9 protein-coding genes are annotated in these 11,141 nt (G+C 65.5%); 3 read left to right on the top strand and 6 right to left on the bottom strand.

What is annotated here, in order from left to right:
• Positions 1-9: 9 nt before the first annotated feature.
• From ACE3P0_RS05895 to ACE3P0_RS05880, 4 genes are all read right to left on the bottom strand, one after another.
• Positions 10-1,158, bottom strand: coding sequence for an efflux RND transporter periplasmic adaptor subunit (locus ACE3P0_RS05895; protein WP_374400828.1), 1,149 nt, complete (start codon positions 1,156-1,158; stop codon positions 10-12).
• Positions 1,159-1,283: 125 nt separating this feature from the next.
• The gene (locus ACE3P0_RS05890; protein WP_374400826.1) at positions 1,284-1,949 is read right to left on the bottom strand and encodes a DUF3313 family protein; all 666 of its coding nucleotides are present in this window, start codon (positions 1,947-1,949) and stop codon (positions 1,284-1,286) included.
• 129 nt (positions 1,950-2,078) lie between these two features.
• Positions 2,079-2,648, bottom strand: coding sequence for a glycine zipper 2TM domain-containing protein (locus ACE3P0_RS05885; protein ID WP_374400824.1), 570 nt, complete (start codon positions 2,646-2,648; stop codon positions 2,079-2,081).
• Between the two features lie 37 nt (positions 2,649-2,685).
• Positions 2,686-3,519, bottom strand: coding sequence for a hypothetical protein (locus ACE3P0_RS05880; RefSeq protein WP_374400822.1), 834 nt, complete (start codon positions 3,517-3,519; stop codon positions 2,686-2,688).
• A 170-nt stretch (positions 3,520-3,689) separates the two neighbouring features.
• On the opposite strand from ACE3P0_RS05880, the gene ACE3P0_RS05875 reads away from it, so the two are divergent.
• On the top strand, positions 3,690-5,231 hold the full coding sequence (locus ACE3P0_RS05875; RefSeq protein WP_374400820.1) for a hypothetical protein: 1,542 nt from the start codon (positions 3,690-3,692) through the stop codon (positions 5,229-5,231).
• Between the two features lie 745 nt (positions 5,232-5,976).
• On the top strand, positions 5,977-7,173 hold the full coding sequence (locus tag ACE3P0_RS05870) for an STAS-like domain-containing protein (protein ID WP_374400818.1): 1,197 nt from the start codon (positions 5,977-5,979) through the stop codon (positions 7,171-7,173).
• Positions 7,174-7,592: 419 nt separating this feature from the next.
• Here the strand turns inward: ACE3P0_RS05870 and ACE3P0_RS05865 are convergent, their stop codons facing one another.
• The gene (locus ACE3P0_RS05865; protein WP_374400816.1) at positions 7,593-8,417 is read right to left on the bottom strand and encodes a GNAT family N-acetyltransferase; all 825 of its coding nucleotides are present in this window, start codon (positions 8,415-8,417) and stop codon (positions 7,593-7,595) included.
• A 95-nt stretch (positions 8,418-8,512) separates the two neighbouring features.
• Here ACE3P0_RS05865 and ACE3P0_RS05860 point away from each other — a divergent pair, with 95 nt between their 5' ends.
• On the top strand, positions 8,513-10,675 hold the full coding sequence (locus tag ACE3P0_RS05860; protein ID WP_374400814.1) for a 3'-5' exonuclease: 2,163 nt from the start codon (positions 8,513-8,515) through the stop codon (positions 10,673-10,675).
• A 67-nt stretch (positions 10,676-10,742) separates the two neighbouring features.
• Here the strand turns inward: ACE3P0_RS05860 and ACE3P0_RS05855 are convergent, their stop codons facing one another.
• Positions 10,743-11,066 carry a hypothetical protein gene (locus tag ACE3P0_RS05855; RefSeq protein ID WP_374400813.1) on the bottom strand — a complete coding sequence of 108 codons (324 nt, stop codon included), beginning with the start codon at positions 11,064-11,066 and terminating at the stop codon, positions 10,743-10,745.
• Positions 11,067-11,141 lie beyond the last annotated feature (75 nt).

Raw genomic sequence — 11,141 nt, 5'->3', positions numbered from 1 at the left:
CGTCGTTCCTCAGCGCGCAACGGCCACCGGCTGGTTCGGCGGAACCAGCTTGACCGGCTTGTCGGCGCGCACCTTGGCGAGCCCTTCGACGACGACTTTGTCGCCGGCATCCAGCCCCTTGCTGATGAAGAAGCGGTCGCCCTGCGTGCCGGCGGTTTCGACCGGGCGGCTGTGGGCCACGCCGTCCTTGTCGACGACGTAGACGAACTGGCCGTGCGCGGAGGTGCCGACGGCCTTCTGCGGGATCACGATCGCGTCCTTCGCTTCGATGCCCTTGATCGACACCTTCACGAACTGGCCGGGCAGCAGCTGTGCCTTGGGGTTGGGCAATTCGGCGCGCAACTGCAGCGTGCCGGTGGAAGTCGAAATCAGCGTGTCGGAAAAATTCAGACGCCCGGACACCGGGAACACCGTGCCGTCGGCCAGGGTGAGCTGCACTTCGAGCGGTGCCCGTTGTGGCAGATCGAGCATGCCGGCGGCGCGCTTGCGCTCGAAGTAGAGTCGCTCGCGCTCGGGCAGGCTGAACATCACGTACATCGGGTCGATCTGCACCACCTTGGTCGGCAGCGAGTTCGGGCCGTTGACCAGCGAACCTTCCGACATCAGCGACAGACTCGCGATGCCCGACACCGGCGACGCGACGCGGGTGTAGTCGAGATTCAGGCGCGCCTTGGTAACGTTGGCCTGCGCGGTGAGCAGTGCGGCCTGCGCCTGTTCCATCGCCGAGCGGGCGTCATCGACATCCTTCTGTGCGACGGCCCTTTCCTTCAGTAGCGGTTCGACGCGGGCGAGATCTCGGCGCGCCTTGTCGAGCACCGCCTTCTGCTGTGCGTACTGCGATTCGGCCTGGTCCAGCGCGGTCTTGAACTCCGCCGGATCGATCTGGTACAGCTGTTGCCCTTCGGTGACGGTGTGGCCTTCGCGATAGCTGCGCTTGAGCAGGATGCCGGTCAAGCGGGGGCGCACCTCCACTTCGCGCGAGCCCATGGTCTGGGCCGGATAGGTCGCTTCGATGGCGACGTTGCGTCGCACCACCGTTTCGACCACGACTTCGGGTGTGCCCGCTTTGGGGGCCTCCGGCGCCTTGCAGCCGCCGAGCCCGGCGGCGATGACGGGGCCGGCAAGCAGTGCCGACAGGAATGCGTTGGTGGCTTTCATGAGAGACCCTGAGTGATTTGTACGAGGTTCAGCTGCCGTGACACACCGCCATGTAGCCTGACGTGGCTTGCCTGGCACTGGTTTGTGCCAGCGCAAGCGCGGCGGGGTTCGCGGGCCGGCAGGGCTCAGCCGGCAGCGGAGGGCAGCACCATCAGGCGGCAGTCGGTCGTGCTGGCGCAGGGGTTTTCACCCTCGCGGGCTTTGCCGAGCGCCTTGCTGAAATCGGCGGCGCTGCGGTCGATGGCGGCCTTCATTGCGGCGTCCTGGCTGAAGACGGCGTCCAGATTCATCGGGTCAGGGGTGGCTTGGGTGCGGAACGAGGCGACCAGCGCGCCGCTGCGGGCGTCGCGCAGTTCGCCGACGATGGTGACCGAACCCATGCTGCGTGAGGCCCCAGTGCCTGCAACGCTCTTGCCCAGGTTCGCGACGAGGCCGATCGGCGTGAGGTGGCTGATGACCGAGCGGGTGGTGTTGGCGGGTTTGACGTCTTCCACCGTCAGGCTCAGGCGCAGGGTGTCGTTCGCCGCCGGTGCGGGCTGCGTGGCGTTACCGGACGTGGCGCGGCCGAAGCTCTCGCGGGTGAGCGCCACGGCCTGCTGACGCTGCGCCTCGCTGACGCCGTCCCAGCGGCCGTCTCCGGGCACCGTGACGTCGACGGTGTCGAGCTGTACGCGGCTGTAGCGGCTGAGGTTCTGCGCAGGATGCGTCGTGGCGGCTAGCGCCATCGCTTCGTGTGCCATGACGGCCATGGCGATGACGGAGAGGATTGCCTTGAGGGTTTGCCGTTTCATGATGATTTCCTTTCTGGAAGTCAGGGGCTTTGGGTGTCTGCCGCGACGCCTGCCGCGGCGGACTTGATGGACTGCATTCTGCGAAGTCCCCTGACGACGCGGCAGTGATTTACGGTAAGCGCGCCGGCATCACGCATGGCCGCCGAGCGCGGTGGTCACGCTCAGCTGCACGTCGTCGCCGGCGTGGAAGGTGGGCACGTAGGGCAGGGTTTCCGACATCGTGCGGCCGTGCCAGGTGTAGGTGACGATCGCGCCGCTCTGGCGCTCGACCCAGCTATCGACGTAGTAGCACTGCGTCACCATGGTCGGCGCCTGGGCTTGCGCTTGTGCGGCGGCCGCCTGCTTCTGCATGTGTTCGCCGACCATCGCGCCGATCACTGCGCCACTGGCGGTGGCCACATCCTTGCCCGAGCCCTCGCCGGCCGTATGCCCGATCAGGCCGCCCGCCACGCTGCCGATCACCGCACGGCCGTACGGATGCTTGGGCTGTGCCTTGGCCTGCGCCGGCGCACCCGGTACCTGGTTGCAGATCTGCTGCGGTTGATTGACGCGCTGGGTCAGGATGCGGATCTCGGTGATGTGGGCGGTGTCGCGATAGGTGCTGCCTTTTGCCGGCGGCTGCGTGCTGGCGGCCTGTGCGTTGGCGGCGGTCGAGGTCAGCAGCAGGGCGATGATTGCGAGCTTGGCTTTGGTGTGCATGACAGGGTCCTTCCTTATCGAGGGGGTAAGACGGGGTTCATCCGTTGACGCTGGCGCGTTCAAGATCGGCCAGCAGTGCAGGAAGCGGGGTGCGTGCGAGGGTTCCGGATTCGAGTCCGTTGGTTTCGCGGGGCAGCAGGTCGAGCAATCGGTACCACTGCGCCCAGTTCGGGCGGCCGTCCGCATTGCTGTGCGCAATCTGATAGGCGCAGCGCCACAACAGCCGCTCGCGGCCGTGCACCAGGCGCGAGTTACTGTGGCCCTTGAGGTAGGCGCGGCCGAGGCTGGCGAGGCGCTGAAGTTCGGGTGGCCGGTGCCCGGCGCACATGAAGCGGCCTGTGAAGGCCAGCAGATATCGTGTCGGCAGGACCTCAAGCCCGCTGGCAAGATCGCTCAGACGCTTGCACAGGTATTCGCCACTGGTGAGCAGGAATTCGATGACGCGGTCGCTGGGGCTGCGATCCAGCCACGCGATCTCGACCAGCGGCAGCAGCGGCGCGAAATACACGGCCGGCCCCGCGAGCCCATGATCGGTGCGCAGCGTTTCGAGGATCTGCGCCGGCACCTCGTCGGGCTGTGCCGAACAGGCGTTGCGTGTGATGTCCCACGCGTGGCGCAGGTAAGCGCGGATCTCCGATTCCAGTTCGCCGAGCGTCTGCAGGTATTCGAAGCGGCGCGATTCGGCCTTGGCGCTGTTGTCGCTGATCCAGTACTTGAGGCCCAGCTGGGCCAGCACATAGTCATCCCACAGGGTGCGGAAGGCGGGTCGGTCCTGGTATAGCTGGGACAGCTGCTCGGTGCTGATACCCAGGCGTTGTGGCGTGCCGGCGAATACCAGCAATTGGGTGGGGCGGGGACGGTCGGTGCGCATTGCATGTCTTCCAGTCGGTTGCATGCGGCGCATTCTGGTCAGCGCGACGTGGCCGCCAGAGTGATTTACCGTAAATCTCCGCCCCGATCTGTTGATGTGGCCGGCTTGGCGCGCCACGGCGTTGAGGCATCATCCGCAGCAGAACTTGCCCGATCCAACCTGGGGGCCGCATGCATTTCTCGCACGAGCAGATCCGTCAGCAGGTCGCAGCCATCGCCGCCAGCGAGGGCTTCGTGGCCTCGCAACGCAGCCGCCGCCTGCTTGAGTTCCTCACGAATGAAACGCTCGCGGGGCGAGGTGAGCGCCTCAAGGGCTTCTACATCGCCAGCGAGTTTCTCGGCCGCGGTGTCGACTTCGATCCGCTCGTTGACCCGATCGTGCGCATCGAGATGGGCAAGCTGCGGCGCGCGCTCGAGCACTACTACCTCACTGCCGGGCGCAAGGATTCGCTGCGGGTTGAGCTCGCGAAGGGCAACTACCAGCCACAGTTCTGCAGCGCACTCGAAACGCTCGTCAGCGACGAGCCCTCGCCCGCACAGGATGGCCTGCCCCTGCTTGGCCGCGCATCCGTCGTGATCCGCTGTACCGGCCAGCCGCCGGGTGGCGTGGCCGATGACTTCGCGGGCGGCCTTGCGCACCAGTTGGCGGCGCTCCTGAATCGTCTGGATGACGTCTACGTGCTGTCGCCCGAGCTCGAAGACGCAGCCAGCGCCCGCTTCCTGCTGAGCGCGAACGTGCGTGGCGACAGCCAGCGGCTTCGCGTTGCGGTGCAGCTTGAAGATCGCCTGCAGGGGCTGCAGGTGTGGGCCGACACGTATACCGAGGCCGCCGGTGACCTGTTCGCGCTGGAAGACGAACTGGCGCGACGCATCGTCAACCGCATCGCCGATCCGAACGTCGGCGAGATGTTCCGAGCGCTCGGCGGTGCTGCGGACGGAGCGGAGGCGTCGTCGCCGGAGGCGATCGTCGCGCGCTTCAATACCGAGCACATGCGGCGTCTGAACGATTCAGCATGGCAGCGCGAAGCGCGGGCATCGCTGGAGGCGCTGGTCACCGCGCAGCCGGCATTTGCGGCGGCGCGGGCGGCGCTGTCCAAAGCGCTGCACGACGCCTTCCTGCTCGGCGAGGCGGACCACGATGCAATGCAACGCGCCTTGGATCACGCCACCGAGGCCGTACGACTCGAACCCGAAAGCCAGCACGCGCTGGCGGCACTGACCAATGCCTGCATCGCACTCGGGCAGAACGATCGCGCGCTGCAAGCGATCGAGCGCAGCGTGCGCCTGAACCAGACCGGTCATTCCGCGCGGGCGATTGCCGCGGTCAAGCTGATCATGCTCGGCGAGGCCGAACGTGCCGAGGCCTTGCTGGCCGAATGTGCCCAATCGCCGGGCGATGCGTCACCGGTGATCGGCGTCGGCCTCGCCTTGCTCGCCTGGTTTCGCGGCGACTACGCAGGCGCCCTGGCGGCCGTGTCACAAGACCTGCTCGCGAGCAACTTCTGGGGCGGCCTGGTGCAGACCGTCAGCCTCGCCGAGTGCGGCGAACTGTTCGCAGCACGCCGTAGCCTCAGCAGCACGCTGGCGATCAACCCGGCCTTCGCCCGCGCGCCGGCGCGCTACCTCGCCGTGAGCCTCTATCGCCGCGACTGGCAGGAGCGGCTGCTGGCGGCGCTGGAAAAGGCCGGCCTGCCGCGCGAGGCGGAAGGCTAGAGAGCGCTTGAGATTGGCGGTGTCGCGTTGCGACCGCAGTGCCGCTGAAGCCGGGTCCCGCCCCGGCGGGCGGGTTCCTTTCTTGTGCCGACAAGAAAGGAACCAAAGAAGCGGCCCCCGCTTCAACGCCCCTTGCTGCGCAAGGGGTTCCCAGCGCTGCTCGAATCATCGGGTGGCTGCGCAACTCGCCCTCGCTACGCTCGGAGCTCGAACAGTGCTCGCCACCGCCACGCTGCGCGTGTCGGAACCCGATGCTTCTGCGCTGCTCGGCGTTTCAGAGGGGGTTGGAAAAGCGTCGATGTTCAACCGTTGTGCTTCTCCGCGATGTGCGAATGAACGACTTGCGATGACGCCGGATTCCGCTGCGCTGCATCCAGGCTGCGAATGCGCGATGCACGGAGAAACGTCGATGGTTTTGACTTTGGGCCCCGTCGAGAGCGCCGAGTGGCGCAGCGGGGGCGGGGGATCGGCGCGCAGCGCCGACGGCGAGGACTGTCTGAGGCCCGCAGGGCCGAGTTCCGCAGCCGCCCGACTTCGCGAGCACGCGAGGGAAGTCAGGTGCGCAGCACCTGACCGCGAAGGCCGGGTCGTCTTTTCTTGGTTACTTCTTTTGACGAAGCAAAAGAAGTAACACGCCCGCCGGGGCGGGACCCGGCTTGACCGGAAAATCCGGAGCAAGGCGGCGTGGCCCATCGCGAGCCGAAGCGTTGGGCTTCGCTGCGCTCAGCCCAACCTACCGAGCTGTTTGGCGAACCGACGCAACACCAGCGCGCGGGCAACTGATTTCGCGGCAAAACGTCCGTGGCGCTTGGTGCCCGGGCAACCTGAAGTCCGCCAGACGGTGGGCGCGGTTTACCATTGCCTGCAACTATCTTTACGATTAACAACCAATTTCTTTACCATCGAAGGAAAAACACTTTACTATCAACGCATGGACACAAAGACCAAGGAACTTCTCGAACACGTCGAGCGCGATGGGATCAATGCCGGGTTTGTATCTCGGCTCGCAAAGACGATGGGACTCTCTCGGCAGACGGTATCTGCTCGCCTCCGCAAGATGGTCGACGACGACCTAGTTGTCGCAACGGGCACTGGAGCGGGGCGTCGCTATTGGCTCAAGACAACCATCAAGCGTCGGTGGACCTTTGATCTTAAGGACCTAAGTGAAGACATCGTGTTTCGCGAGACTGTTGCCCCTTTGATTGCCGATTTGCCTGATAACGTCAGAAGCATTTGGCATTACGGCATGACAGAGATGGTCAATAACGCAATCGATCATTCAGAAGGCACATCCTTAGTTGTCGATTTCTGGCGGAACGCCTTGAATTGCGGAATGGTTATTAGCGATGACGGCGAAGGCATTTTTCATCGAATCCAACGGCTGATGGGCCTTTACGACGCGCGGGAAGCAATCCTTGAACTCGCAAAAGGCAAGCTCACGACCGACCCAACCAGACATAGCGGAGAGGGCGTTTTCTTCACGTCACGAGTGTTTGATCACTTCCTGATTCGCTCGCGCGACCTTCTTCTCGCGCACGACGACGGGCAGGATGACGTGCTATCAGAGCGCCCAAAATTCCAATCAAACGGTACGCTGGTGGACATGTCGATCGCAAACGACTCGCCACGAACGACAAAAGAGGTCTTTGATCGGTTTGCTGCACCCGACGAATTCAGCTTTGCGAAAACGATTGTGCCTGTCAGATTGGCGAGGCACGAAGGGGAAACGCTTGTATCGCGGAGTCAGGCAAAGCGCTTGGTCTTGAGGTTTGAACGATTCAAGATCGTGATTCTTGACTTCTCCGGCGTCACCGAGATTGGGCAAGCCTTCGCCGACGAAGTGTTTCGCGTGTTCGCCACAGCGCACCCTGATGTGGAACTTATCCCCACGCATGCATCACCCGCCGTCATCGACATGATCCAACGGGCTCGCTCGGGATAGCGAGTTTTGCGAATTGGCGGCGTTCGAGAATGCTCCGCCGTAGCCGAACGGAGAACAACCAATGAAACCTCGCATTGCGCCCCTTCTTGCGCCGCTGCTCATCAGCACTTGCGCATCCGCGAAAGACGCCAACGGCGATTGAAGCCCAACGTCGTCGTCGGGCCCTTGGCTTCCGGGCCGGATCCCATGCCACCCAGTAGGTCCGTAGCGCCAGGGCATCGCGTAGAAAGTCCCGGCGCTTGGGCTGAGTTTCGCGAAGCCCAACTGATTGCCACGGCCACCCTTATGGCCGCGGATGCCCTGAAGGGCAGGGACGTCGACGGCGCACCCGAGCGAATCTGGCGGTTGAGCGGGCTAAGTCTCGGGAAATGTGGGTTACGCGTGCGGCTAACTCGCCCAACCGGAGCCGCGCGATGCAATCACCCCAGGCTCCAGCGCATTTCCCGCTGCACGTTCACGACCGCAAGCCCGGCCGCGCTGAGAGTCTCGGCTAGCGGCCCGTCGGGCTCGTTGACCACACGCAGGCGGCGCCCATCCGCCGCCGCGGCGAGGGCGGCGAGCAGGGGGGCGGTCGCCGCCGGGGTGCAGGCGATGTCGATGATGCGCAGCCAGTCGCCGTCGATTCGGGTGAGGGCGACGCCAGTGGGCGCGGTGTCGGGGCCGACGCCTACGGGCACCAGGTCGGGCTGCGCGCGCAGCGCCGGCAGGTCGCGCTGCCAGCAGGCGGGGGCGCGTGGAAGGGTGGCGAGTGCTGCCAATGCGGCTTCGAACGCGGGGCGGTGGCCGGCGCGCGGCGTGCTGGTCAGCACCCCTTCGAGCACCAGCAGGCGTCGCGTGTCGACGAAGCCGGCGGCTGTATAGGTGCGCAGCGCCCAGTTCTGCTCCAGCGCTTCGAGCTGGATCGTGCTCGCGCCGGCGGACACCTGTAGCTGCATGAAATCCCGCACCAGCGGCAGCGAATGCCGCTGGCCGCGCCAGTCCGGTGCGATGCCCCAGCCGCCCAGCCAGGCCCGCGTGTCGCGCACCCCCGCGAGCGCCACCGCCATCGGCGTGTCGCCGTCGTACCAGACGCAGGAGCGATCGAGGTTGACGCTGCCGAGCGCGAGATGCCGGCGCAGCATGGTTTCGTCGAACTGGAAGGGTACGAAGTAGCCGCGGTAGGCCTCGTTCCAGATTGCGAGCAGGGCGTCGAAAGCGAGCGCGCTGGCGGCGCTGCGGGTGAAGGGGTGGGGGCGCGTGTCCATGGTGAGAAGCGTAGCGCTGCCGGCGTGCCCTGTCCCGGGACAGTCGGCCCGGAGCGGGCCGGTACAATGTCGGCTTTCCTGCCCGGCCGCACCCCATGACTTCGCTTCTCGACAACCTGAACCCTGAACAGCTCGCCGCCGTGACGCTGCCGCCGCAGCCGGCGCTGATTCTTGCCGGGGCCGGGTCGGGCAAGACGCGGGTGCTGACGACCCGCATCGCGTGGCTGATCTCGACCGGGCAGACCACGCCGCACGGTTTGCTGGGGGTGACCTTCACCAACAAGGCGGCGAAGGAGATGCTGGCGCGGCTGTCGGCGATGCTGCCGATCAACACCCGTGGCATGTGGATCGGCACCTTCCACGGCTTGTGCAACCGGCTGCTGCGCGCGCACTACCGCGATGCCGGCCTGCCGGAGACCTTCCAGATCCTCGATTCGGCGGATCAGCTTGCGGCGATCAAGCGGCTGTTGAAGGCACTGAACGTCGATGATGAGAAGTACCCGCCGCGCGATCTGCAGCACTTCATCAACGGCAACAAGGAAGCCGGCCTGCGCGCGGATGCGGCGGAAGCGTGGGACGACTGGACGCGCAAGAAAGTCGCGCTGTATGCCGAGTACGAGCGCCAGTGCCAGAAGGAAGGCGTGGTCGACTTCGCCGAGTTGCTGCTGCGCGCCTACGAGTTGCTGACCCGCAACGAGCCGCTGCGCGCGCACTACCAGAGCCGCTTCCGCCACATCCTAGTGGACGAGTTCCAAGACACGAACCGCCTGCAGTACCTGTGGCTCAAATTGCTCGCCGGCCACGGTGGCCCGGCGCCGGCAGCGGTGTTCGCGGTGGGCGACGACGATCAGTCGATCTACGCCTTCCGCGGTGCGGACGTTGGCAACATGCGCGACTTCGAGCGCGAATTCGCGGTCAAGAGCGTGATCCGGCTGGAGCAGAACTACCGCTCGCACGGCAACATCCTCGACGCGGCCAACGCGATCATCGCGAACAACAGCCGGCGCCTCGGCAAGAACCTGTGGACCGAGGCCGGCGCGGGCGAGCCGATCCGGCTCCACGAAGCGCTCACCGACATGGACGAGGCGCGCTGGATCGTGGAAGAGATCCAGTCGCTGATCCGCGACGGCGCGGCGCGATCCGACATCGCGCTGCTCTACCGCAGCAATGCGCAGTCGCGGGTGCTGGAGCATCAGCTCTTTTCCACCGGCATTCCGTACCGCGTGTATGGCGGCCTGCGCTTCTTCGAGCGGCAGGAGATCAAGCACGCGCTGGCCTACCTGCGCCTGATCGCCAACGCCGACGACGACACCGCGTTTGCGCGCGTGGTGAACTTTCCCACGCGGGGCATCGGCGCCCGCTCGCTGGAGCTGCTGGCCGACTCGGCGCGCACCTACAACACCAGCCTCTACGCAACGGTGCCGCATCTCGCCGGCCGGCCAGCAGCCTCGCTTGCAGTGTTCGTGCGCCTGATCGAAGACATGCGCCAGGCGACGCGCGAACTGCCGCTGCCGGAAGTGATCGACCATGTGCTGGAGCACTCTGGCCTGCGTGCGCATTACCGCGCTGAGCGCGAAGGCGAAGAACGCCTCTCCAACCTCGACGAACTGCTGAACGCCGGCGCGAACTTCATTTCGGAAGCCGAAGACCCGACGCTCAGCGGCTTTCTCGCGCACGCCTCGCTGGAAGCGGGCGAGCACCAGGCCGACGCGGGGCAGGAGGCGATCCAGCTGATGACGGTGCATGCCGCCAAGGGCCTGGAGTTCGATGCGGTGTTCCTGACCGGCGTCGAGGAAGGCCTGTTCCCGCACGAGAACAGCATCCAGGAAATCGACGGCCTGGAGGAAGAACGACGCCTGATGTATGTCGCGGTGACGCGCGCGAGGAAACGCCTGTACCTCACGCTGGCGCAGAGCCGCATGCTGCACGGCCAGACGCGCTATTCGCTGAAGTCGCGCTTCATCGACGAGATCCCGCCGCAACTGATCAAGTGGCTGACGCCGCGGCAGAGCGCAGCGCGCTACTACGAACCCTCGCAGGAGTCGGCCCACCGCACGCCGCCCCGCAGCGCTGCGGCGCCGTCACGCGACCTCGGCGGTTTTCGCATCGGCCAGCTGGTGCGCCACGCCAAGTTCGGCGAAGGCGTGATCGTGTCGGCCGAAGGCAGCGGCGGGGATGCGAAAGTGCAGATCAACTTCGGCGGCGCCCATGGCATGAAGTGGCTGATGCTGGGCATGGCGAAGCTCGAAGCGGCTTGAACGCTGCGCCGGCAAATGAAAAGGCCACCCTGCGGTGGCCTTTTGCGTTTCGGCACGGCTGCGGTGCTTACTTGTCCTTGTCCGACTTGACGGTGTTCGCCCAGTCGTTGAATTCCTTGATCGCGGCATTGCCTGCTTCAACTTCGGCCTTGTACAGATCGCCGATCTTGTTTGCGGCAGCCTGGCGGTCCTTGATATAGGTTTCCATGCACGCCTTGTAGGCGTCGAAAGCCTTGTTGTAGCTCTTGATCTGCGCGTTGGACGGTTCCATGCCCAGTGGGGTCGGTTGCTTGCACTCGTGCTTGGGCGGCGGATTGATAGTGACCGGGTCGGCATGGGCGACGGTGGCCGACAGTGCCAGCGCGGTCGCGGCGATCAGGCGGATGTTCACGGGCTGTCTCCTTGTGAGAGCGAAAACCCGCATCCTACTCCGGCCCCCGGGGGCGGAACTTGCGCCAGGTCGGCA

The organism is Niveibacterium sp., from assembly GCF_041909475.1.
GTDB lineage: Bacteria > Pseudomonadota > Gammaproteobacteria > Burkholderiales > Rhodocyclaceae > Niveibacterium.
Note: the sequence above shows the minus strand (reverse complement) of the source record. Positions and strands in the feature narration are given on the sequence as shown.